At 53.2% G+C, this 24,602-nt stretch carries 18 protein-coding genes; 6 read left to right on the forward strand and 12 right to left on the reverse strand.

Annotated features, from left to right (window positions below):
* Window positions 1-97: 97 nt before the first annotated feature.
* Together BUB30_RS06185 and BUB30_RS06190 are read right to left on the reverse strand one after the other, a co-directional pair.
* Window positions 98-1,642, reverse strand: coding sequence for an FAD-dependent monooxygenase (locus tag BUB30_RS06185; RefSeq protein WP_073131996.1), 1,545 nt, complete (start codon window positions 1,640-1,642; stop codon window positions 98-100).
* Between the two features lie 39 nt (window positions 1,643-1,681).
* A complete protein-coding gene (locus tag BUB30_RS06190; RefSeq protein WP_073131998.1) occupies window positions 1,682-2,500 on the reverse strand; it encodes a helix-turn-helix domain-containing protein in 819 nt (272 codons plus the stop codon).
* Between the two features lie 514 nt (window positions 2,501-3,014).
* Here BUB30_RS06190 and BUB30_RS06195 point away from each other — a divergent pair.
* Window positions 3,015-4,376 (forward strand): hypothetical protein, encoded by a 1,362-nt coding sequence (locus BUB30_RS06195; RefSeq protein ID WP_143164786.1) that lies wholly within the window; start codon window positions 3,015-3,017, stop codon window positions 4,374-4,376.
* A 106-nt stretch (window positions 4,377-4,482) separates the two neighbouring features.
* Window positions 4,483-4,737: a hypothetical protein gene (locus BUB30_RS06200; protein ID WP_073132000.1), complete on the forward strand. Its 255-nt coding sequence runs from the start codon at window positions 4,483-4,485 to the stop codon at window positions 4,735-4,737.
* A gap of 138 nt (window positions 4,738-4,875) precedes the next feature.
* Here the strand turns inward: BUB30_RS06200 and BUB30_RS06205 are convergent, their stop codons facing one another.
* Both BUB30_RS06205 and BUB30_RS06210 read right to left on the reverse strand, forming a co-directional pair.
* Window positions 4,876-5,508 (reverse strand): response regulator transcription factor, encoded by a 633-nt coding sequence (locus BUB30_RS06205; RefSeq protein ID WP_073132002.1) that lies wholly within the window; start codon window positions 5,506-5,508, stop codon window positions 4,876-4,878.
* On the reverse strand, window positions 5,492-8,464 hold the full coding sequence (locus BUB30_RS06210; protein WP_073132003.1) for a ligand-binding sensor domain-containing protein: 2,973 nt from the start codon (window positions 8,462-8,464) through the stop codon (window positions 5,492-5,494). The genes BUB30_RS06205 and BUB30_RS06210 overlap by 17 nt, the downstream gene beginning before the upstream one ends.
* A 220-nt stretch (window positions 8,465-8,684) precedes the next feature.
* On the opposite strand from BUB30_RS06210, the gene BUB30_RS06215 reads away from it, so the two are divergent.
* From BUB30_RS06215 to BUB30_RS06225, 3 genes are all read left to right on the forward strand, one after another.
* The gene (locus BUB30_RS06215; protein WP_178377034.1) at window positions 8,685-11,030 is read left to right on the forward strand and encodes an ABC transporter permease; all 2,346 of its coding nucleotides are present in this window, start codon (window positions 8,685-8,687) and stop codon (window positions 11,028-11,030) included.
* Window positions 11,031-11,534: 504 nt separating this feature from the next.
* Entirely contained in the window at window positions 11,535-12,101 is a 567-nt protein-coding gene (locus BUB30_RS06220) for an RNA polymerase sigma factor (RefSeq protein WP_073132005.1), read from the forward strand.
* Window positions 12,102-12,168: 67 nt separating this feature from the next.
* A complete protein-coding gene (locus BUB30_RS06225; protein WP_143164787.1) occupies window positions 12,169-12,360 on the forward strand; it encodes a hypothetical protein in 192 nt (63 codons plus the stop codon).
* A gap of 7 nt (window positions 12,361-12,367) precedes the next feature.
* Here the strand turns inward: BUB30_RS06225 and uxaC are convergent, their stop codons facing one another.
* The 5 genes from uxaC to BUB30_RS06250 all read right to left on the reverse strand — a co-directional run bounded on the left by uxaC (window position 12,368) and on the right by BUB30_RS06250 (window position 16,787).
* Window positions 12,368-13,780 carry a glucuronate isomerase gene (gene uxaC / locus BUB30_RS06230; protein WP_073132008.1) on the reverse strand — a complete coding sequence of 471 codons (1,413 nt, stop codon included), beginning with the start codon at window positions 13,778-13,780 and terminating at the stop codon, window positions 12,368-12,370.
* The gene (gene uxuA / locus BUB30_RS06235) at window positions 13,777-14,973 is read right to left on the reverse strand and encodes a mannonate dehydratase (RefSeq protein WP_073132010.1); all 1,197 of its coding nucleotides are present in this window, start codon (window positions 14,971-14,973) and stop codon (window positions 13,777-13,779) included. Before uxuA ends, uxaC begins: the two co-directional genes overlap by 4 nt.
* Window positions 14,974-15,004: 31 nt before the next feature.
* Window positions 15,005-15,820, reverse strand: coding sequence for an SDR family oxidoreductase (locus tag BUB30_RS06240; protein WP_073132012.1), 816 nt, complete (start codon window positions 15,818-15,820; stop codon window positions 15,005-15,007).
* A gap of 129 nt (window positions 15,821-15,949) precedes the next feature.
* Window positions 15,950-16,186, reverse strand: coding sequence for a hypothetical protein (locus tag BUB30_RS06245; RefSeq protein ID WP_073132014.1), 237 nt, complete (start codon window positions 16,184-16,186; stop codon window positions 15,950-15,952).
* A 73-nt stretch (window positions 16,187-16,259) separates the two neighbouring features.
* On the reverse strand, window positions 16,260-16,787 hold the full coding sequence (locus tag BUB30_RS06250; RefSeq protein ID WP_178377035.1) for an RNA polymerase sigma-70 factor: 528 nt from the start codon (window positions 16,785-16,787) through the stop codon (window positions 16,260-16,262).
* Window positions 16,788-17,035: 248 nt separating this feature from the next.
* Between BUB30_RS06250 and BUB30_RS06255 the strand changes: the two genes are divergently transcribed.
* Entirely contained in the window at window positions 17,036-18,061 is a 1,026-nt protein-coding gene (locus BUB30_RS06255) for a LacI family DNA-binding transcriptional regulator (protein ID WP_073132017.1), read from the forward strand.
* Window positions 18,062-18,162: 101 nt separating this feature from the next.
* Here the strand turns inward: BUB30_RS06255 and BUB30_RS06260 are convergent, their stop codons facing one another.
* The 3 genes from BUB30_RS06260 to BUB30_RS06270 all read right to left on the reverse strand — a co-directional run bounded on the left by BUB30_RS06260 (window position 18,163) and on the right by BUB30_RS06270 (window position 23,828).
* Window positions 18,163-18,918 carry a DUF695 domain-containing protein gene (locus BUB30_RS06260; protein ID WP_073132018.1) on the reverse strand — a complete coding sequence of 252 codons (756 nt, stop codon included), beginning with the start codon at window positions 18,916-18,918 and terminating at the stop codon, window positions 18,163-18,165.
* A gap of 171 nt (window positions 18,919-19,089) precedes the next feature.
* A complete protein-coding gene (locus BUB30_RS06265) occupies window positions 19,090-20,715 on the reverse strand; it encodes a RagB/SusD family nutrient uptake outer membrane protein (protein WP_073132020.1) in 1,626 nt (541 codons plus the stop codon).
* 11 nt (window positions 20,716-20,726) lie between these two features.
* Entirely contained in the window at window positions 20,727-23,828 is a 3,102-nt protein-coding gene (locus tag BUB30_RS06270; RefSeq protein ID WP_084137931.1) for a SusC/RagA family TonB-linked outer membrane protein, read from the reverse strand.
* Window positions 23,829-24,602 lie beyond the last annotated feature (774 nt).

Consider the following 24,602-nt stretch of genomic DNA (forward strand, 5'->3'; position numbering starts at 1 on the left):
TTGAAATTCTCCAGGCGCGAGCAGGATGCGCTCCGGAAAACCATCAAAAAAAAAGAAAAATTCAATAATGATCAGCGGTTCATTGCGATGGAAATACTTAACGACGATTGAACCAGTGCGCCGCTATCTTCTGGAGTTGGCTGAAATCTGCGCCGTTATCAGAAGCCCAGGCGATAATTCCATCCGGGCGTATCAACGCGGCACTTACGTCCAGTGGGTCTTTAGCGCGACCTGAAATGTACTTGACCCGGTCGCCATATTCACTCGCGAAAGTTTTTAGTGAAGCATTCCCATCAAAATCAAGCAGGATCCCCTGGCCATCGTGCATGAGCTCGCCAAGGCATGTGCCGTCTTCGAACTCGAAGTTGGGAACGCTGTAGCCTGTTAATGGGTGGTTGCCCTCGAGAGGGTAGCGTGTGAAAACGCCCCACACCCGTCCGGCAAAATAGGTGGCGCCGTCGCGTGTTTGGATGAGGTCGCGGACAACGGCGTTTAGTGCGCGCGCATGGGGGTCGGGTTTCATGATAGCCACCTGAGCGCGTGACCAATCCAACACCTGCGCACCGATGGGATACCGTTCGGTGTAATAACTGTCCAGCAAGCCTTCCGGCGCTTTCTCCCGGAGCGTTGCGGCGAGCTTCCAGCCGAGGTTCATGGCATCACCTAATCCCAGGTTAAGTCCCTGGCCTCCCAGCGGTGCATGAATGTGCGCGGCATCGCCCGCTAAAAGGATCCGTCCGTTACGATAGGTCTTGGCCTGTCGTGACCGGTCGGTCCAGGTGGTCGCCATGTGTAGGGCGCTGATCGTGACGTCGGTGTTCGAGACGCGGCGCAGCACCTGTTGCAGGTGTTCAAGGGTGATGGGCATGTCTGAACTGTGAAATGCTCCGCCATCAAAATCTTGTATGAGTACGTAGCCGGGCTGAGATTGCAAGTACATCCCGGTGGCGGTCACGTTTCTACCCGGGCGGAGTTTCTCCGGGTCGGCCATGTCAACCAGCGTGGTGTAACCGGTAAATTCCGGTTCCGTGCCGGCGAACTCAATACCGGCCGCCTTCCGAACAACGCTTCGACTACCATCGCACCCCACGAGCCACTTGCATTGAAAAAATTGATCGCCGGACTGAACCGTTACGGTATTCCCGGTTTGATGAACATCAGTAACAGCAAGTCCGCGCTTGATCTCCACACCCAAGGCGGTGACGCGGCGCGTCAGCACCGTTTCTATCTCCTGTATTTCGGAAATTAAACTTGTTTCGGTCGAGCTTGGGAGGCGATACATCCACTGGGACGTGTCAACGTCGCCTTCCTGAAATGGAATGCCGGCAAAGTGTCCCACTTGTCGTTGAGCACCCTGCTTGGCGTTTTGGTGGGGGTTTTTAAGACGTTTGTGTAGTTCGAGTTCTTTGAGCAATCCGCGCCGGTAAAGGGCTTCAATGGTTGGTGCTGAGAGTCCCCGGATCCCGAAAGGAATTTGCTTTAAAGGCGAGTGGGGATCCGTTGCCTTCTCCAATACCAGGACGGAGCATTTGGCCAACGCCAGTTCACAGGCGAGGAACAAACCTACAGGCCCTGCGCCGGAAATGATTACATCGTGAAGGAAATTTGGTGTGGTGTTTTTGTTTTTAAGTGTTTCTGTCATAAGGATGATTGAAACACAAAATTCCGGAATGCTCCCGCGCTAGGCTTGTAGAAACGCGACAAAATCATTCCCCAAAACGCGTTTCTCTTTTTTTCCTTTCCTGGCAAATGCGGCGGGTGTAGTGCCGCTGTAGCGTTTGAATTCCCGGCTGAGGTGAGGTTGATCTGTATAGCCAAACTCGTGGGCTAAAGCGGCAAGGTTGGAATCGGGATAAAGCCATAGTTGGTTTCGTACCTGTTCAAAGCGCATCAGTCCAGACACGTCTTTAACACTGTGACCAGCAGATTGCTTGAACTTCCTTTCCAATGTCCGAACCGTTGCATGCGCGGCCGCCGCTACCTGGCTTACCGGCAGCGTGCCATTTGCTTCCCGCATGGCAACGCCCGCTTTGAATAGCATGCTGTCCATAGCAACGCGCGACCGCGCGTTCAGGAAATACTGCTTCACGTGCGTGAGCGCGTCATCTCTCCTACCCGCTTGAATCAATTCATTCAACGCCGGTTGAAGTTGGGCGATGGGATGCTCAAAGATGCGCACGCTGTCCTTACCCGACGGCAGTCCGAGCAAATCGAACACGGTCCAGGGGAAGCATCGGATGCCGATAATTTCTAAAACGTTTCTTGCGTAAAAAATAACAGGCTGATTGAGTAGTCCCATCATAAACGGTGATGGCAAGGGCTGCAAGCTTCCCTTGTCAGAGATGCTACAGCCGCTTCCAAAATGGAAAATAATTTCAGCATAGCCATCCGGCATTACCTCAAAGCTCGATTGTGATTCCCCGTAGTCTCTTCGGTTGTACCAAAAGCACTTTATGGTGTCCCGCAGTTCTTGAGGAGGTTCAAATTCTTGGTGCTGCATTTTTTAAAGGTAGCATATTTGATTGTCACCTAAAAAGTCTGACCGCATCGGCGGCTTGCGTTCTAGTCACTTTATCCTATTCCACAAGGTGTGGTTGAAAAATGAGTGAGGAAGCTGTGTTGTTGGAGAAGAACTCCAACAACGGCACTCCAACAACGGCACTCAATCAGCGGCGTGGTCTTCAACAATGGTGTGGTGAATTTTTTAGGTGTTATTTGGGTTTTAAGTAAAAATGACTCGCTACTTAATCGCCAAACCTATCGCCGGCTGCACAACGCAGGCACCTTAAAAAAGTTTTAAAGTGTAGACCAGTCCGGCAAGTCTGCCGACAAACGTCTTGCAAACATCCCCCAGCCCAGACGTGATCCCCCCGAATACAACTGCCTAAATCTGAGACGTGAAAAAAAATCACGTCATGCTTAGAGGAGAATGACTTGCTGCCGCTGATAAAATAGCGCGGAGCAGCGGGTGACTTTACCACAAAAAATTCATCCTAAGAGAAAGGAAGAAGCTTATGAAAACCTTAAATAGAAATTTAAAAATGCTTATGCTGTCGTTCATGGTCATGGCGGCTACAAGTCTTTCGTTTGCGCAGGGAATGGTGGACAGTCTTTCACAAGATGAAAGCCAGATCATCTCTGCCATTGCTCCTTATTCCAGCGATATGCGTGCGGCCATCCTTGATGTCGCTCAATATCCGCAGGTGTTGGTAAAGCTGGAGAGGGTACAGTCCCGCACCAGCCAGTCGTTCCAGGATCTTATTGCATCGTATCCGCGTGAAGAGCAGGAGAAGTTCTACCAGGTAACGCGCTTCCCGGAGCTGACCAACACGCTGACCAGCGGCAACCGGAAAAGCGTCGACGAGGTGAAGGCACTGTTGAAGGACTATCCTGAAAACATACAACAACAAATCCTGGCGGTGTACCAGGATCACTTCAATGACCTGGTGAAGATCAACGACATCTATCAAACCTCGCAAGCCACGGTCGACAAGCTCACCGCCAAATATCCGGCCCAGGTGCAGCAAGATTTCAAGAAGGTGATCGAGACACCCGATGTCATGAACTTGTTGACCGACCACATCGATCTTACAGTAAGCCTGGGCGAATCCTATAAAAACAATCCCGGCGCCGTCACACAACAGCTCGATGATTTGAACAAACAACTGACCGACCAGGATGCAAAAGATCTGCAAGAATATAAGGACGCTGTGGCCAAGGATCCGAAACTCCAGACCGAAATGAAACAAGCGGCCGGCGAGTTCGCGCAACAGTACGACCAGGATGATACCAATCCCACCTACGTCGCCAACAATTCCTACGACAACTATCCTTATCCCTACTGGTACGGCTATCCGTATTGGTATACGAGCCCGATGTGGTATCCGACACCGTTCTATTATCAGACCGGCTTTTACTATGGTCCCGGTGGAGGTCTTGTTGTGGTAGGACTGCCCTCGCGGTTTTATGCGAACTGGTTTTTCGGATATGGCTACCATCGCTATCCGGGGCTGTATAATCACTACAATGCTTACTACAATATTCACCGGACCGATATTATCCGGCGGAATGTGTTTCGTGGATTCAACAATGCGGCCTACAGTCACTTTTCCGGCGCGAACCGGCCGGTAGTCACCGGTGGTCGCAACCGGCCCACGGCACCTGCGGCAAGCCATCAAAACGCACGGGTGGTTAGTCCTGCGCGATCAAGCAGTCATGTGAATCAGATGAATGTGAGGCCGGGGAATTTTAATACACGTGGGTACGAGCATTTTAATGCCAGCTCATTTCATAGTTCCGGATGGCAGGGTGTCCGGGGTGGTGGTTTTAGTGGTGGCGGCGGCTTTCACGGTGGGGGTATGCACGGACGGCGGTGACATGTGCATTGGGGAACTGCGGAGAAGGTCAACCCTTCTCCGCGGTTTCGCCTTGTAGCGAAGCGCGGACCTGGTTTTTACTATATTGTTGTAACCTTCCAAAGATATGTCACGAATCGTTACTCTTGTTTTGATCTTGCAAGTCGCCTCCGGGGCGACTTTGGCGCATGGCTACGGCATGGGTGAGCGCCATTCGGATACTGAAATTCATGCGGGGTTTCACGCTAAGAAACGGCATCATAAAAGGAGCGTGAAACGGGTGAGACATAAGTTTAAAGAAGAGGGGTATGTTTATGATGATGTCTCTGCCAGGGTACTCAAACGCCTCAACCTATTGTTAGTAATTTATGGGATCTTTTAGATCCGTCAGAGACGAAAGCAGCAACAAGCCTAAATGGCCCACGATGAAGCGGGCGAGCGTTTACCCCCCGCCCCGACTGGCGTCGGGGCGACCCCCTTGGAACGGGGTTGGATACCGGGCGGCAAAAATAAACCTCGTCTAAATTAACTTCTCCAGGTTCGCTTTCGCGATCGCTTCGGATTTGCTGTTTACCTGCAGCTTGGAGTAGATGTTTTTGATGTGGGTTTTCGCGGTCTCCTTGCTGATGAACAGCTCTTCGGAGATTTGCGTGTACGTCTTACCTTCGGAGATCAACTGGAGGATCTCCGTTTCGCGTTTTGTTAGAGGGGAATTGGGGTTCACGTGGAAGTTGTCTATGACCATACGGGCGATACGACTGCTCATGGGGGCTCCGCCTTTCACGATCTCGTCGAGCGCGCTCAGCAGTTCCATATAATTGGCGCTCTTCGTGATGTAGCCACTGGCGCCGGCCTTGAGGGCCTCGAAGACAAGTTCACTGTCTTCATAGACCGAGACCATAATGATGTCGGTGTGGGGGCTTTTATCTTTGATAACTTTGGTGCCGTGGATCCCATTCACACCGGGAAGTTCGATGTCCATGAGCACGATCTCGGGTTTGTCGCGGTTCAGGTTGGCGATGGCGTCTTCGGCCGAGCCGTAGGCGTTCACAACCATAAACTTCTGGGAGCTGTTCACGATCAGGGTGAAGCTGTTGCGGATTTCCTGATCGTCTTCCACGATCATCACGCGTTTTTTAAATGGCAAGCCCATATTTCAGTGTTTTAGTGAGTTTAAAATTGAGAATGATCTTCGTTCCTTCGTTCCTCGCACTTTGTATACGTAAAACAGCATTGATCCTGCTGGCCCGATCGCGAATATTTTGTAGTCCGTTGGATTTTTCGATGTCCTCCGTGGCAAATCCAACGCCGTCGTCCTCAAAACAGATCTCGAAGCCGGTACTTTCGTCGCGCTTCAGGGAAAGGGCCACGTTGCACGCACCCGAGTATTTAAAGGCATTGGTCATCGCCTCCTTGAAGATGAGGTTGGCCTCGCGGCTAAAACCATAGGGCAGCTTTATTTTTTCGCGCACTTCGTTGTAGGCCCTGAAGTTGATCTCCTTTTCCTCGAACAGCTTCTCGCCAAAATCGCGGATGTGGATGAAGAGCTTGGACAACTCGTCGTTCACGGGGTCGATAGACCAAATGAAATCGCGCGTGCCGTTGTACAGGTATTTGGCAGAATCCTCCACCTTCGTATAAAGGTCGTGGCCATTGGCGTAGCCGTTGCCATTGCCATTGCTGGTGCTGTTGAGTTTGAGCAGGCTCACGTAGTTGATGATGCGCGTGAGTTGGTTGCCCATTTCGTCGTGAAAGTCGCGGGCAATCTCTTTGCGCAGGTTGTCTTGCTCTTTCTGGCGGATGCGTTCCAGCATCATCACCCGGTTCACGCGTTGTTTCACGCGCAGGTAAAGGATGAGGGTCACCAGGCCACCCACCAGGATGAACATGCCCAGCAAAAAGCTGGCCGTCCGGTAGAAGGGTGTGCGGATGGTGAAGGCGTAGGCAATGCGGGTGTCGGCCCAACTGCCTTCGTTGTTGGTGCTCATCACACGGAAGGTGTAGTCGCCGGGAGGCAGGTTGCTATACGTTACCATGTCCTGGGCCGAGGGTTGCGACCAGGTCTTGTCGAAGTTCTCCAGGATGTATTTGAATTTTACCGACTTGGAGTAATGCTTGTCCACCCGGTTAAATGTGAAGGTGAGGTGGTTCTTGTCGGGGGGCATCGACGGGTTGTAGGGGATCTTGAAAAATCCGAATGTGCTGTCGCTGTATTGTCGCGGCGAGTATTCGCCGTAGAGGATCTCCACGTTGGTGAGGTGCACGTCGAAGGAGCGGGGCCGGTCGGTGCTGTGATCGTTAAATTCATAGAGTCCATCCACGAGGCCAAAGTATTTTTCTTTGGGACTGATATAGAATGCATTTTGATTGGTCTCCACCCCGGTCAGGCCGTTGTCGTAGTCGAAGTGCAGGTTCTCTACGAGATCAAAACGTTTGTCGAGCTTGATGCGGTTGATGCCTTTTTCGGTGCCGATCCAGGTGTAGCCTTTTTCATCGGGGGCGGCAAAGTAGATGAAGTCAGAGGCGAGGCCGTCGCGGGTGGTGATGAGTTTGCGCACGTCGCTGTAGGGTTTGATCACCATCAGCCCCGATCCTCCGGTGCCCAACAACAAAAGCGAGTCGCGGTAGCTGTTGATGCTCAGTACCGACGTGTTCACGATCTCGGGCAACGGCAGCTTGCCGATCTTGCCGTGTTGCAAGGTGTTCACCCCGATCTCGGTGCCGATGAAGAGGGTTTGTGCCTTGCGGTCATAAAGGATCGTCCAGATGCCGTTGGTATACAGGCCATCCTTCGTGGAGTAGTTGGTAAAGGTCTTGCCATCGAAATAGCTGAGGCCGTTGCCGGTGCCCACGTACACGCCGCGGCCATCAAATGCGAGCGAGGTCACGGCCCAGCCGGGCAGGCCGTCTTCGCGGGAGTACCACTGAAAGCCGTCGCGCTCTTTGTTGTATTTGCCAAGGCCCGATGCGGAGCCTACCCAGATCGTGCCATCCGGTGCCTCCTTCACGGTGGTGATGGTGTTGCGCGTGGGTTCTTTCGGGTCGACATAGGATCGTATTTTGCCATGGCGGATCTTCCAGAGGCCCTTGGCCATCGTACCGATCCACCGGGCGCCATCCCGATCGTTGAGGATCGTCATGACGCCACGCAGGTTGTCGGAGCTGCAGCGCTTGAAATCCTGGCGGTAGTATTTGTAGAGGCCCCGGCCATCGGATGCAAACCACGTGTTGCCTTCGGAGTCCACCAACGCCTGGTAGATGCTCACGTCTTTCAACACGGTGTCACGTTTGATCTCCGTACCCTGCATCGTTTCCTTTAGCAGATTACTGCCACCCACGGTCCAGAACACGTCGCTCTTGTCGTCGTGGAGCAGCACAAAGTTGGGCATGTCCCAGTCCAGCTTTTCTACTTTTCTGGTCTTGATGTTGACCTTGTACATGCCATTGGCCGAACGGAACAGCACATCGCGTTTGTAGTTGAAGAGGTTATAGATCTTGCCCACTTCCTGGCCGGCCGCGAACGTGTACCGCTCCTTTCCCGATTGGATGATGAACAGGCCATCGCTGGTGAACGAACAAATCTCACCCGACGGCGCGCGGTGTGATCCCCACACCTGGTAGTCTCTGTAGAGTGGCTTTTCCCAATAGTAAGCCGAGTCTTGATAAATTTTGCTGGCCATGCCGCTGTTGCTGAGCATGAACACAGTGTCGCCCAGCATATAGATGCGGCGCATCTGGCGGTCGGTGAGCAATTGTTGTGGTGCCTGGAAGCGTTTGAATTCAAGACCATTGAAGCGGGTCACGCCGCGGGGGTGCAAGATCCAGAGGTTGTCGTGACGATCGAAGCGGAGGCCTACCACCTGGTTGGCCAGCAGGCCGTCGAGCGTGGTGTATACTTTAAATTCACGGCCATCATAGCGGGCCAGGCCACCTCCCGTGGTGCCCACCCAGAGGTAGCCGTTCTTGTCTTCCAAAATGCCCATCACCTGCGATTGGGGCAGGCCGTCGATGGCGGTGTAGTTGCGGGTGGAATAAAACGTGTCGTCCTGGGCGCGGAGCGCAATGGCGGAAAGGCAGCAGAAAATTATGGTGATGCAGACCCTGGACATACGGAACACTTTGCAAAGTACGGGCTTCTCCCCTTCCCCGTTATACCCCGTGTGGCGGGATAATTTTTCGGGGCCTTTCCGGTACTTTAATGACCGGAGGGTGCAACCTCGTCCATGGTTTTGAAGTCTTAGCATCATATTTCCCTAAAATCCCAGCTTTATGTTCCGAAACTACCTTCTCATCAGTTTACGAAGTTTGCGAAAACATCGTTCTTATTCCATGATAAATATTGCCGGCCTGGGGCTGGGATTGGCTGCCTGCTTGCTGCTGGTGACCTGGATCGTGCACGAACTGAGCTACGACAAGTTTCACCAACAAGCTGCACGCATCTACCGGTCATCGCTGGAATACAGTTTTGGGGGACAAACGGCCAAGACCGCCGTCTCGCCAACGGCCCTGCTGCCTACGCTGGAAAAAAACTTTGCCGAAGTGGAAGCCGGCGTGCGTCTATACAATCCATCATCCTGGAATCCTTTCATCGTCCGCCGCGGCGAGACGCTTTTCCAGGAAGGAAAATTCTTTTATGCCGATAGCACCTTCTTCAAGATCTTTTCCTTCCCGCTGATCGCCGGCAACGCCACCACCGCGCTCACCCAACCCAACTCCGTTGTGCTCACCCGCACGACGGCAAAAAAATATTTTGGTGAGGAAGATCCCATGGGAAAAACGCTCCAGGTCAATAACGACAAGGAATATATCGTCACCGGTGTGATGGAGGATGTGCCGAGCAACTCCTTGCTGCAATTCGATTTTGTCGGCTCGTTCGCTTCGCTGGCCGCAGCCAAAGAACAGATCTGGTGGAGCGCCAACTATCAAACCTTCGTGCTACTGGCGCCCGGCACCAATGTACGGGCACTTACCGATAAAACCTCCGAGCTGGTCAAGAAGGCGCTCGCCAGCGAGCTCACCAATCCCGGCGACTATGTGAAATACAATTTCTTCCCGCTCACCGATATTTATCTCCGTTCTGACATGAATGAAAATCAGCCCGTGGGCAGCATTCAGTATGTCTATATTTTTGGTGTCATCGCCTTTCTTGTGCTGAGCATCGCCTGTATCAACTACGTGAACCTGGCCACAGCGCGCGCGGCCGATCGCGCGAAGGAAGTGGGTATCCGCAAAGTGATCGGGGCCATGCGTAAGCAACTGTTCACCCAGTTCATCGGCGAATCCATCATCATCACGCTGCTGGCCCTCGCAGTGGCGTTCCTCCTCTCACGGTTGGCTTTGCCGGCGTTCGAAACCATCACCGGAAAATCATTCGCCGCTAAACTTTTGTACAGCACGCCGTTTGTGAGCGCGGCCGTGGTCATGGCACTGGTCATCGCTTTTGTGGCGGGAGCTTATCCCGCGTTGGCCATCACATCGTTTAAACCGGTGAGCGTGCTCAAGGGAAATTTTAAAACATCGGGCAAAGGCGTGTGGCTGCGAAAAAGCCTGGTGGTGTTCCAGTTCTGCATTTCCATCATGCTCATCGTGGGCACCATGGTGGTGATCCGCCAACTGGACTATCTGCAAGCGAAAAAGCTGGGTTATCAAAAAGAAAATACCGTCATCCTCCCGCTCGATCACCAGACCGAAAAAGTATTCCCCGCCCTGAAGTCCGAGTTGCTTCGAAGCGGCGTCGTGGCGTCGGTAGCGCGCGCTACGGAATCGCCCATCGCTATCAAGGGCGGCTACTCCATCAACCTGCAACAAGGCAGCACCAACGCGCAAGGCATGATCGTCACGGCCATGGCCATCGACGACGAATTTATCCCCACGCTCGGCGTCACCCTGATCGCCGGCCGCAACTTCACCGAGGCCGACATGCAAAAAACAAAAGCCGACACCACGGGCAACAGCTACACCTTCATCGTCAACGAATCCACCCTGCACGAACTCTCCCTCGATATGGAGAAGGCCGTAGGCACTAAAGTGGGCCTGAACGGACGCAATGGTGAGATCATCGGTGTGGCAAAGGATTTTCACTTCGCACCGCTCCACCAAAAGATCTCACCCCTGGTGTTGTTCACCGAAGAAAACCAATACAGCTACATCTTCGCCAAGCTGAAAGGCACCGACACCCCCGCCGCCCTCGCACAAATGAAAAAGGTCTGCCAAACCCTCACCCCACACCGCCCCTTCGAATACACCTTCCTCGACCAGGACTATGCCGCCCTCTATCAAAACGAACAACGCATGCGCACGCTCAGCACCACCTTCGCCGGCCTCACCGTAGTGATCGCCTGCCTGGGATTGCTCGGACTGGTCTCATTCTCCGCCGCACAGAAGACAAAAGAGATTGGCATCCGCAAAGTGTTGGGCGCCACCGCCTCCAGCATCGTGTTGCTGATCACAAGAGATTTCACACGACTGGTGTTGCTCGCGATCGTCGTGGGGATTCCGTTAGCCTATTGGGTGATGAGCCAATGGCTGAACGACTTTGCCTACAAGACAGACATCGGCATCTGGCCCATCGTCACCTCGGCGGCAATGTGTCTGCTCATCGCCTATGGCACCGCGGCATTCCAGGCGATCAAGGCCGCGCTTATTAATCCGGCGGATACCTTGCGAAACGAATAGTCATGAAATTCATGTTGGTGAAGAGCACATAACGGCATCCCCATCGCCGTTGTTGGTGTTCTTCACCAACAACCCATTCGGACTCGTGCCGTTGTAATTCAGCAACAAATACATGGACCTCCATTGGGTCGTGCAGTACACTCCATGATGCTCGCCATCCAATGTTGTTGGTGAAGAACACCAACAACGGCGGGGGGCATTGGCCTGTGCTGGTTCCCCACCAACAAAACATCGCGCCGCGCCACCACCTTTCGGTGTCCCCGCCAACATTTTTAATCCCCACACCCATTTGTTGGCGTTCCGCCAACAAATCTCTTAATCCTTGCCATCCCTCCCCTATGGCCACCGGCACACAACAAACCCCAATGACCACCAAGCATTTACACAACCCCCACCCTCATCGAAGCGCCAACCCAGTTTTAAAAAAAATCCCTGCCCTACAATTCATGCCGGTTTCCTTGTGACTTTCCCAAAAGCTTTGCATTATTAACACAATTGTAACGCATGACAGACGCGGAGATACGGCAAGAATATGCGATCCTGGAGAGGGCCAAGAAAAATCCGAAAGCCTTCGGCGAACTCTATGAGAAATATTTCGACCGCATCTTCCATTTTATCTACCGGCAGATGGACGACGAAGACGTTACGGCCGACCTGACTTCACAAACCTTTCTCAGTGTATTAAAGAACCTGGACCGCTACCAGTTCAGGGGTGTGCCCTTCTCGGCCTGGCTCTATAAGATCGCCAGCAATGAAGTGAACAAATACTATCGCAAACGCAAACACGACAAGGTATTCAGTATTGAAGAGGTGCGGGTGCGCGAACTCATCGAGCAAGTGAATGAGGACTGGGATGAGGAGATCGTGATGCGGCTGTTGGAATACCTGGGCAACCTGCCCATCGAAATGCTGGAAGTGTTGCAGCTGCGTTTTTTTGAGGACAAGGATTTCAAAGAGATCGCCTTCATCCTCGACATCACCGAGAGTGGCGCCAAAATGCGCGCCTACCGTGCGTTGGATAGATTACGTCAGAATTTTAACTTACGGATCAAGTACGATGGGAAGGAATGAGATAAGACTTCGGCGGCAAAAACCAAGTTCCGGAAACCTGGCACGGTACCGGAACTATGCGAAGCTTATGGCACGCCACGAACGCAACCAACGCTGGCAGCGAACGCTTCGGGCGCTGATCTATGTGGTGATCGTCGTGGTGCTGATGATCCTGATGATCTTATTTTTCCTGGTGAAAAACCTGGAGAATATCCAGAAAAATAAAACACAAGAACCGAAAAACGCGGTCGAGGCAAAGATGCCCGACAAGGATGTCTGACCAAAGATCAGAAACCAAAATACGTCTTCGCGTTGCTATAGCTGATATCCTTCACCATGCGTCCAACAAGCTGATAGTCGTCCGGCAACTCGCCTTTCTCCATATCATTGCCCACGAGATTACACAGGATGCGTCGGAAATATTCATGGCGGGGGAACGAGAGGAAACTTCTTGAGTCGGTCACCATGCCCACGAAGCGCGACAGCAGTCCCATGTTCGAGAGCGTGTTCATCTGACGTTCCATGCCATCCTTCTGATCGAGGAACCACCAGCCCGAGCCGTATTGCATCTTGCCGGCGACGGTTCCGTCGTTGAAGTTGCCGACCATCGTGGCAAAGAGTTCGTTGTCGGCGGGGTTGAGGTTGTAGACGATGGTCTTGGCCAACTGATTGGTGTTGTCGAGACCGTCGAAAAAGCGACTCATCATGTGGCCTTGTGGGTATTCGCCCATAGAGTCAAAGCCGGTGTCCGGTCCCAGTTCGCGCAGCAGGCGTGTGTTATTGTTGCGCATAGCGCCCAGGTGGAATTGTTGCACCCATCCCTTTTTGTGATAGAGACGGCCCAGGTTTAACAACACGGCGCTTTTAAACTGAATGCGCTCCCGGGCTTCCAAAGTTTTTCCCTGTTGTAATTTTTTGAAAAGTCCCGGTGCTTCACGCTCTGCGTGTTCGTCAAAGAAAAGTTGGTCCAGGCCGTGATCGGAAACACGGCATCCGTGTTGGTGGAAAAACTCCAGGCGGTTTTGCAGGGCTTGCAACAATTCATCGAACGAACGGATCGTTGTCCCGGCGGCGGCTCCCAGTTGTTCAATATAGCTGAGATAGGTTGGGACATTCTCCACGGCAAACGATTTGTCGGGCCGGAAGGTTGGGAACATGCGGAGGCTGGATTGCTGCGCGGCAAATTTCCGGTGATACTCCAACGTGTCGATGGGGTCATCAGTGGTGCACAACACCTCCACGTTCATCTTCGCCAGCAGTCCCTGCACGGAGAAATCCTCTTGTTGCAGTTGGGCGTTGCAGGTCTCATAGATCTCCAGGGCCGAAGAAGCATCCAACAGGGTGGTGATGCCAAAGTAGTTCTTCAATTCCAGGTGTGTCCAATGAAAGAGCGGGTTGCGCAGGGTGTAGGGAACAGTTTCGGCCCACTTCACAAATTTCTCCTGCGGCGAGGCATTGCCGGTGCAGTAGCGTTCGGCGATGCCGTTGGCGCGCATGCCCCGCCATTTATAGTGATCGCCTTCCAGCCAGATCTCCGTCAGGTTGCTGAAGCGCCGGTTTTCGGCGATGTCCTTGGGCGAAAGGTGATTGTGGTAGTCGATGATGGGCTGGGTGGCAGCATACTGTTCATAGAGGTGCCGCGCGGCGTCGGTTCCCAGCAGAAAATCATCTCCTAAAAAAGTCTTCGAGGTCTTTATCATGGTCTTTCGTTCAGCATGCGTTGAATTCCCGCCTCCAGTCCCCGCAGTTCGGCCAGACCGCGCAAGCGCCCGATGGCGGAATAGCCGGGGTTTGTTTTTTTCTTCAGATCGTCGAGCATCTGGTGGCCGTGATCGGGTCGGAATGGGATGGGCGTTTCGCGCTGGCTTTGCAGGTGCACGAGTGCTTTCATCACGGCATACATGTCGGCGTCGCCCTCCAGGTGATTGGCCTCATAGAAATTGCCTTCGGCGTCGCGGGTGGTGTTGCGCAGGTGCACAAAGTTGATCCGGTCGCCCAACCGTTGCACCATGCCCGGCAGATCATTGTCCGGCCTAACTCCAAAGGAGCCCGTACAAAAACAAAGACCGTTGTTGGGCGATTGATAGGCGTCCAACAATTGGCGCGCATCTTTCTCGGTGCTCACCACGCGCGGCAACCCGAAGATCGGGAACGGCGGATCATCGGGGTGGATGGCCAGCTTCACATTTTGCTGCTCTGCCACGGGCGCGACGGCGGCAATGAATTCATATAAATGTTTGCGCAGCACCGCATCGTCGATGGTAGCATATTCATCGAGGGCTGCCTGGAATTCATCGAGCGTGTAGCCTTCTTCGGCGCCGGGCAAACCGGCGAGTATATTTTTTTGAAGCGCCACCAATTCGGTTTGCCAGGCGCTCTCCATGTATGCCTCGGCCTTTTTTATTTTGTCTGTGGTGTAGCCCTCTTGCGCCCCGGCGCGCTTCAATACAAACATATCGAACGCGGCAAAGGCCGTGGCGTCAAAGCGAAGGGCTTTGGAGCCGTCGGGTAATTCATAGCCGAGGTCGGTGCGGGTCCAGTCCAGCACGGGCATAAAGTTATAGCACACGGTGCGCACGTTGCAGGTGGCCAGGTTGCGGATGCTTTGCTTGTAGCATTCGACAAAGCGCTGGTAGCCGGCTTTCTGTTTCTTGATATCCTCGTGCACGGGGACGCTTTCCACGACCGACCACACCAGGCCTGCCGCTTCGATCTCCAGCTTGCGCTTATAAATTTCTTCAATGGGCCACGCTTCTCCGTTGGGAATGTGGTGGAGGGCCGTCACGATGCCGGTGGCGCCCGCTTGGCGGATGTCGCTGAGGCTCACGGGGTCGTTCGGGCCAAACCATCGCCAGGTCTGTTCGAGGGAGCGCGTATGGGTTCCTGCTTTCAATGGATTGCTACGTTTAGGACGTTAAAAAAAATTATACGCCACAGAAAACACTGAAGCCGCCGTCTACCGCCACCGTTACGCCGGTCACGAATTTGGACGCATCGGAACACAGCCAGATGAGTGTGCCGACAAGCTCTTCGGGTTGGCCAAAGCGCGCAAACGGTGTTTGCTTTATGGCAGCCTCGCCCCGGGCAGTATAGGAGCCGTCGGGGTTGGTGAGCAGGTTCCGGTTTTGTTCGGTCAGAAAAAAGCCAGGGGCAATGGCATTCACCCGGATGCCTTCCCCAAATTTCTTGGCCATTTCGATGGCCAGCCAGTGTGTAAAGTTATCGACCGCCGCCTTGGCAGCAGAGTAGCCCACCACCCGCGTAATGGGTTTCAGGGATGCCATGGAGGCAATGTTGATGATGACGCCTTGTTTGCGCTTGGCCATCACGTCGGCAAAGATCTGGGTGGGCAGCACGGTGCCGTCCAGGTTCAGGGCCACGACCTGTTGGAAGGCTTCCATTTTCAGATCGAAGAATGTCTGGTCGGGTGCGATCACGGCGCCGGCCATATTTCCGCCGGCCGAGTTCACCAGGATGTCGATGGTGCCATAGGTGGAAAGGATGGTTTCTTTTGCCGCGCGCAGTTGGTCGGCGTTCAGCACGTCGGCTTCCACGAAGATGGCTTCGTGTCCTTTGTCGCGGATGGCTTTCACTACGTCGTCGCCGGCTTGTTTGCGGCGGCCGAGCACCACGGTGCGGGTGCCTGCGTCGGCAAGTCCTTTGGCCATGGCGGCGCCTAACACACCGGTGCCACCTGTGACGACCGCGGTTTTTCCTTTCAAATCAAAAAGTCCTGTCATATGTTTTGTTCAGATATCAGATATAAGACGTTTGTCGGGGGTCCTTTCCCTGTAAAGGTATACAAGTATACTGCTCACAAACGCGGGTGTTACACTGTTGGCTAAATTTCCGGAAAAGCTGCCAGGGCTTCATAGCAAATTCTCATTCCGGAAACGATCGGTTAATTTTTCCAGGGCCCTGTCGGCATCGAACGGTTCTCCGGAGGGGGTCCGACGATGCAGGTCGGGCTTCATTTTCTTCATTTCGGTTTTCAATTCGGGATATCGTTTCACCAGGTGACGAAGTTCTTCCAAATCGCTTTCACTGGCCTCTTCCTTCAGGCAGCGGGCGATCAAAGACCAATCTCTCGTGGTGAGTCCTTCCATGGTGATACTACTCCAATGAAAAGACGAATTTGCGAGAGCTTACCCTGAATTACAATGGGGGGTGATATGATTTTTACAGGGGCGGCAAGGCGCTGCGCAAGTGTTTCAACGCCCGTCCCATCTGTGTTTCCACCGTTTTCACGCTGAGGTTGAGGAGCGCGGCAATTTCCCTGTACTTCAACCCTTCCTCCCGGCTGAGGGCAAAAATAAGGCGGCATTGCTTGGGGAGCCTTGCCATGGATTGCTCCAGGGTGGTGTTCAGCTCTTCATATACCAACATATCCTGGCTGTCGGCCATGCCGGCGGGTACGTTGGTGGCTTCTTCCAGGTCACACCAGGTGGTATTCCTGATTTTACGTAAGTGGTCATAGCCTCTGTTGCGCACCGAGGCAAAAAGATACGCTTTGGGCGAGGCAATGATGAGGCGGCTCCGGTTTTTCCAAATGTTATAAAACACATCGCTCACCAGCTCTTCGGCCACTTCGCGTGCTTTCACAAACTTCATACAGAATTGGCAGAGCGGAGCATACATCTTTTTGAACAGGAGTTGGAAAGCGGGGTAATCGTTGTGTTGCACGATTCGGTCCATCAAGATTTCCATTTCCTGGTCTTTGGCAACTATAGAAATTCCCGGGAATTCGGTGTGCTTCCCGTGGGATTTCAAAGCGACCAGACTAGCGGGGGGTAAAGGTTGAATCATAGCGGAATCGTTTGATACCACCAATTTTGGCATTTTTTCTATGAATCAAGAGGCTTCGGACTGATTTTTTATAGATATTTTTTCGAGACCGTTCCCGGGAACGGTCTCGAAAAATTCTATATTTGTTAAGGCTTCATCCCTAGTTTTCCATGGACAAAAAGACGGTCACCATCAAAGACATCGCCCGCATGCTGGGCATTTCAAAATCCACCGTATCGCGCGCCCTCAGCGGCCGGTCCGACATCCACCCGGAGACCAAGCAAAAGATCATGGCCCTGGCCAACGATCTTCACTACGAGCCCAACGCGCTGGCCATAAACCTCAAACAGCAAAAGACCAACACCATCGGCGTCATCGTCCCCGAAACGGTGAACCGCTTCTTTGCGCGGGCGGTGGGGGGCATTCAGAAAGTATCCGACATGGCGGGGGTCAACGTCATGATCTGCCAATCGAACGAGTCCTATATTTCTGAAAAGAACAACCTGCACTCGCTCGTCTCCAGCCGGGTGGACGGGCTCATTGTTTCCATCTCGAGCGAGACCGACCGCACCGACCACTTCAAGCCCATCTTCGAACGCGGCATCCCCATTGTGTTCTTCGACCGCATCTGCGAAGACGTGCACGCCTCGCAGGTGTATACCGACAACTACGAGATCGCTTTCGAAGGCACCGAGCACCTCATCACCCGCGGCTACCGGCGCATCGCCTTCGTGGCCGGCCCCCAGCATTTATTCAACAGCCGCAACCGACTCCTCGGCTATCTCGATGCATTGAAAAAACACAACCTGCCGGTCAAGGAATCTTATATTATTCACTCGCATTATGGCAGCGGCAAAGTGGAAGAATATACACGCTATCTCATGCAACTGCCGCAGCGACCCGATGCTGTGTTTGCCATCAATGATTATGCGGCCATCGAGATGATGCACATTATGAAAAAGAATGGATTGAAGATCCCGGAGGATGTGGCGTTTCTTGGGTTTAACAATGAGGATATGTGCCGGTTTGTAGAGCCTCCTTTGAGCAGCATCGATCATCCGGCGCATGATATGGGGGCGGCAGCGGCGGAAATACTCATCAACCAGATGCGGCATCCGGATTTGAAGCCGGAGAGTCGCATCATTAAGAGTCGATTGGTGGTGCGGGAGTCTTCGGGGGCGAGGTTGGTTCTTTAATCACGGAGGTGAATAAGAGCGCTGCTACCTGGCGCGGCATGCGCTTTGCGGATCGACTCCTGTTTTAGAATTTTGATTGCGATAAACGTGACGTTAGAGACTTACTCTGCTTCAATCGAAGTTTCCCACCCATCGTATTCACCGTCCAGTTCGCCGGCAAGCTCCCAGAGATAGAGTACGTACTGGTTCACGTCCCTATGCCGAACGCCATCAACACGTGAAATTCGCAGTTGGTATTTAAATTCTCTATCGTTCAGGGTTTCGACTCCGTCGATATTGAAACCCTTCTCCTTTACTTGTTCGATGAACTTTTCTCTTGCCTCGATCGACCGAAAGTAAATCCAATGGTTTACTTCCCTCGGCTTCGTGAGCTTGTCACCGTTCTTTTCCAGACTGTCAATTACACGTCTATTGAGGATGCTCTGTACCTGTCTGGGGTCAGGGTACATGAAATCTAAATAATAAAGCCACTCCTTGTCGTCCTTTACTTCAAAGTCGCAGGCATAGTTCGGAAATCTTACCAATGATTCCGAGATCGTTTTCTCGACCAGCAGGGGGTCGGCGGTGTAGAAGTAAAACTCACGCATGCCGTTGAACGTCAACCGCCCGGCATAGACGATGTCGCGCTTGTCTTTGATGCCATCCTCCAGGTGATTTTCAATTTCAATCAACGTATCATATTCCCGGTCGGATGAAAGCCCGTCTTCTCTCGGGTCATTCATTTTCAACGACACACAAAAGAAATGCGGCATGCTATTGACGGGGGCCACATCTTTAAGCCCCATGTCCAGGTAAAAGGAACCCGGTTTGCCGTCAACGTTACTGAAATAAAAGTCCCATTCTTGTTCGTGGTTCATCGGTAGATAGCTTAAAACTTGTTCTCTTTCCTGGTCAACGTAAACGCTCGTCGATATCATCTCAAATTAAATCAATTTAAAGAAGTTGCTTCGTTTCTCCGATTGAAAAATAAATAGGCTGCCTGGAGGGGCAGCCTATTTGGTTTAACGGGGGGGTTATCTAATCTTCTTCTAATAGCCGGGGTTTTGCAGGAATGCAGAACCGTCGGAGTTTGTCGTGCGATCGATTTGATCTTGGGGGATCGGGCGAAGGACGTTGGTGTCTTTGATGTTGTCTTTCGCCTGCGTGTTGTAGAGCTTCACGCGTTCTACGAGCTTCTTGGTGCGCACCAGGTCAAACCAACGGTGTTGTTCGCCCAACAACTCGCGGGAGCGTTCGTCGAGGATGAAATCCAGGGTGACGTCGCCGTCGGTGATTTCCATGTCGGCTTCTTTTCCGGGGACGGCGGCGCGGCGTCTCACTTTGTTGATCATGTCGGCGGCGCCGGGCTGGCCCAGTTGCAGCAGCGCTTCGGCGCGGATCAGGTAGGTCTCGGCCAGGCGGAAGGCCAGGAAGTCGCGCGACCCTTCAAAGGTGGTCACATCAGGGCGCAGCGGGTCGAGGTATTTGCGCAGCGCGGGGAACAGCTTCTCGGTGTACTTCGAGGGGGTGATCACCTGGAAGTTTTTCTGTGCGATCACGTCGGCGGCCAGCTCCACGCCGGGGAGCCACATGGTGGTGTCGCCGGTAGCCAGCGTGACGGACTTGCCGTTGATGGTGTAGGTACCAGGTTTGTTGCAATAATATACCTGCTTGAAGTTCTTGTCGTAGCGGCTGTCTTTGCTGCGATCATACAAGCCCAGCGTGTAGTTGGTGGGTTTGAAGCGTTTGAAGGGGCGGCCATTGGCGATGTCGCGCATCATGCCGGGTTGTACGTCATACTCCATCAGGAAAAACACGTGGGCGTTGTTGCCGCCTCCGTTTGTCAGCGGGTCGCTGGTGTATTGTACTGACCAGATCACCTCGTCGTTGATCTCCCCCGAGCCCTGTTCGAACACTTTCGCATAATCCGTCAGCAACTTGAACGAGTATTTGGTGAGCACTTCGTTCGAAAGATCTGCGGCTTTCTGGTATTCATCCGGTGGCGTGGCCGAGGGGTCCATGGTGGCGCGGGTCAGGTGCACGCGGGCCAGTAGGTGTTGTGCGGCGGGCTTGGTGGCACGTCCCCAGTTGGGTTGGGTGGCGGGCAAGTTGGCTACGGCGAATTCCAGGTCCTCGACAATGGCGGTATAAATATCCGTCACACTGGCGCGGTGCGCTTCGGTGCTGGCCGCGGTGGTCTCGTGCAGCGTCAGGGGAAGCGGGCCAAACAATTGCACGAGGATGAAATAGAATTGTGCCCGCAGGAATTTCACTTCGGCTACGCGTTGTGTTTTCAGCGTGGCATCGAGCCCCACAATGTTTTCCGATCGGTCGACGGCCGTGTTGGCCGTATTGATGCCGCGATAAAAATCGGTCCACAACTCCGAAAGGATCGTCGTGCGCGAGTCGAATTGCGACGTGTATTGGTTCACAAATTTGAAACTTCCATCGGATCCGTTGGTGTACTCGTCGGTGCCAAACACCGACAGGCTCATGCCTCTTTCCGTGGCATAAAAAGAACGCATATACGAGTACGTTCCCTTCACAGCATCTTCAAAACCGGGTGCCGTATCGAAATAACTCGGCACCGCTTTGGTTCTATTTTTTTCCTCCAGCATATCAGCACACGACTGAAACACGAGGGCGGCAAAACAAAGGAATATAATTTTCTTCATGATGAGGCAGATTAAAGTTTAATGTTCAGACCGACCAGGATAAGCTTGCTGCTGGGCGTAGCCGCATCCAACTCGGCCGTGCGTTCACGTCCGGCCGACGGCGTGCGGGCAAACTCGGGATCGATGCCCTTGTACTTGGAGCGATAGGAAGCAAAGATGAAAGGGTTCTGCGCGCTGGCATAGATGCGCACCGACTCCAGTTTCAGCCGTTCTACAATGCTCTTTGGCAGTGTGTAGCCAAACGTGATGTTGCGCACTTTCACAAACGAACCGTCGAAGTACGTGAGCGACGATCCATACACGGGGAACTCCTGGTTTTGGTTGGGACGTGGATAGGCGTTCGTGGGATTGTTGGGGGTCCAGTAGTCTACGTCCAGGTTGTTGTAGCGTCCGAACAGGTTGTTGTAGTTGCTGTGGAACAAGCTGCGGATCATGCCGCCCTGGCGTGTATACAGAAAGAAAGAGAAGTCGAAGCCTTTGTAGTAAAAGCGGTTCGTCATCCCTCCTGTCCAGTCGGGCACGTCGGAGCCGAGGATCTTGCGATCGTCCGCGTTGATCTTGCCATCGGCGCCGCTCACCAGGTTGCCGTTGGCATCGCGGCCGGCCAGGTCGGCCACCTTGATCTCGCCGGGTTTGCGCTGGTATTGCGTAGCCTGATCCAACTCGGCGGTTTGCCAGATACCGACCTTTTCATAGTCATAGAACACGGTCATCGGCTTACCGATAAACCAGCCGTTGCCGATATCATCTTTCGTAGCGCCATAGAGGTTCACGATGGCTTCACGGTTGGCATAGAAATTCAATTCGGTAGTCCACTTAAAGCCGCTGCTGTGGTCGATGTTCACGGAGTTGAGGGCGATCTCTATCCCCTTGTTGCGGGTCTTGCCCACGTTGTTGAGGTAGAGGTTGGACGTTCCCGAGGTCGGCGGCAGTTGCTGCTCCATGAGGAGGTCGGACGTGTTTTGGATGTACACATCCACCGAACCTTGAAGGCGTCCATTGAATACTCCGAAATCCAAGCCCACGTTGCCCGACACGGTGGTCTCCCATTTCAAATTCGGGCTCACCAGGCTGAGGGGATGGTAGCCATAGGCACTCGAGCTTCCAAAAGCATATTTGGTTCGTTCCAGTTCACCGAGGGTCTTGTAAGGATCAATGCCGGTGTTACCCGTTTTGCCATAGCTGGCCCGCAGTTTCAAATTTGAAAAGACGCGGATATTCTTCATGAAATCTTCTTCGATCACATTCCAACCCACAGCGGCGGAAGGGAAGAATCCATACTTCTTGCCATCGGCAAACCGCGACGAACCATCGGAACGGCCGGTAACGGTGAGGAGATATTTGTCTTTGAATGTATAGTTGAGCCGGCCCATATACGACTGGATGGTCCACTGGCTATAGCTGCTGCCAACACCTTCAATGATCGGAGCCGCACCGAGGTTGCTGAACTGCATATATTCCGCGGGCACACCCCGAACCATCGTGTTGTAGTATTCGTCGGTCTGGCGCTGGATGCTGTAGAGACCGGTGATGTTGAATGAACTTTGGCCAATGGTCTTGGTGTAGTTCACCACATTCTCTAACGTGTAGGCTAGTGTATTGTAGTTGTCCGACCGCGCTGTGGGATCGCCTTTGCGGCGGGCGTTGGTGAGGCTGCCCGTGAACTCTCCCCTTCTGCGGGTCTGGTAATCGGGACCGAAGTTCACGCGATATGTCAAGCCTTCCGCCAGTTTCGCTTCCGCGTACACCGAGCTGAAGATGCGCGCGCGTTTGTCTTCCCGCACAATGGCACCGGGCACAATTTCGTTCAACGGGTTGGAGCGCAGGCCGTCTGTGGTGGGGAGGAAATTTAAAGAACCGTCGGCATTGTAAGGGTTACCCAGCGGGTTATTCAACAAGGCTTCGGGCATGGGGTTGAAGCCGTCGCCGTTGGTGATGTTGAACGATGCCAGCGTAGACGTTCCGATCTTCACATACTTGCCGATCTTGTGATCGATGTTGATGCGGAAGGTATAGCGCGAAAAATTCTGGTTGGGAACAATGCCTACATCGTTGAAATAGTTGGCCGAAATGGCAAAAGAAGTTTTCTCATTTCCTCCCAGGATGCCGATCTGGTGATTTTGCTGGTGGCCGTTTCGGAGCATCAGGTCCTGGTAGTCCGTGGTTCTGCCCGAGGCAATGCCTTCCAGTTCAACCGGCTCGAACAGTTTGTTGTCGGCCGCGACGGGATCGGCGTCATTGTAGGTGCCGGTGGCGCGACGCGATTCACGTTTGTACTCGGCAAACTGGGCGCCGTTCATCATGTCGATCTTTCCCAGGCTGCTGGTCACACCATAGTAGCCGTCGTAGGAGACCTTTGTTTTGCCATCGGTCGTGCCGCGTTTCGTGGTGATGAGCACCACGCCGTTGGCACCGCGTGAACCATAGATGGCCGTGGCCGATGCGTCTTTCAGCACATCCATCGATTGGATGTCCTGCGTGTTGATGTCGCTGATGCCGCCGGCCAGCGGGATGCCGTCCAGCACATACAACGGGTCATTGCCCGCATTAAAAGAACGTCTTCCGCGAATGCGAACGCTCACGCCGGCTCCGGGTTGTGTTCCTGTGGAGACCACATCCACACCGGGGATACGTCCCTGCAAGGCCTGCTGCGCGTTGGTGACGGGCAACTCGGTCACTTCCTTGGTGGAAATGGAACTCACCGATCCGGTAATATCTTTCTTACGTTGGGTGCCATAGCCCACCACCACCACTTCGGTGAGTTGCTGGACATCGGCGGCCAACGTCACGTTCACTGCCGTGCGGCCATTCAACGGTTGCTCCTGCGAGATGTAGCCGATAAAGGTGAAGACCAATACCGTGGAAGCCTCGTCTCCTGGCAAGACCAGCGAGTATGCACCGTTCGCGTCGGTGGTCGTGCCGTTGCTGGTGCCTTTCACAATCACATTCACACCCGGCATGCCCATACCGCCTTCATCCGACACGATGCCGGTGACGGTGTTGGTTTGAACAATCAGAGAGGATTCCATCGTGTGCGCGTAAACACTTCCCGGGCCCACGCAGAGCAAGACACCGAAAAGCAATAGAGAACCATACGGTAACAAAAATTTCATAGGCTTAGGGTTTTAATCAGTTACTCTCGTGACGTCAAAAGACCATAGCACACCCTACAATGCACACTCATTTTCTTTTTGCGCGATCGAACGAAACAGAAAATGTGGTTCGTGGTTAAACTACTATCGTTGCTACAAGGGTTGAGGAAGGGGGATGGGGGTCACCTGTTTCGTGGAGGAGTCAGGAGTTTTGGATGCGGCATTCAGTAGTAAGTAGTAAGTAGCCAGTAGTAGGTAATCTGTATTAAGTAAGATAGGTTTGAGGGGATGGGGTCATTATGACAAGTTTTTTTTGCGATCGCAAACTCAACTGGGAGGTGACACCTTATAGCAAAGCATCGTCTAAGGCGGACGCATGCATAGCTTGAAGAAAAAGTCGAATGCAAGACGTGCGTTAGCAGGACGGTGCGGAACTGAATAACCCCGGACTTTAATCCGGGGAATGTCCAACGAATATATTGCCGGGCTTTAACCCTGACTTTCCCTCTGTATGTGCAGCCTGCCGCTCTCCTATCGGAGTAGTCAGGGCTAAAGCCCGGTTAGGTAGGGCGCATGTGTCCCCGGACTAAAGTCCGGGGTTATTCATCAGCTCTTCCGTTCAAAAAAGACGTGTGCATAGACAGGCCTAAAGGCCATGGCTATTCGGGAAACAGTTCGATCAAGCTTGTTCCCATCTTCACGGGTTTGTTGAAGAGCTAATACACAAACAAAAGGTGACACAATGCAAAAACACGTAAAACTTTATGCCCCCACATATTTCACCATATCCCATCT

It is taken from the genome of Chryseolinea serpens (assembly GCF_900129725.1).
Classification (GTDB): Bacteria; Bacteroidota; Bacteroidia; order Cytophagales; family Cyclobacteriaceae; genus Chryseolinea; species Chryseolinea serpens.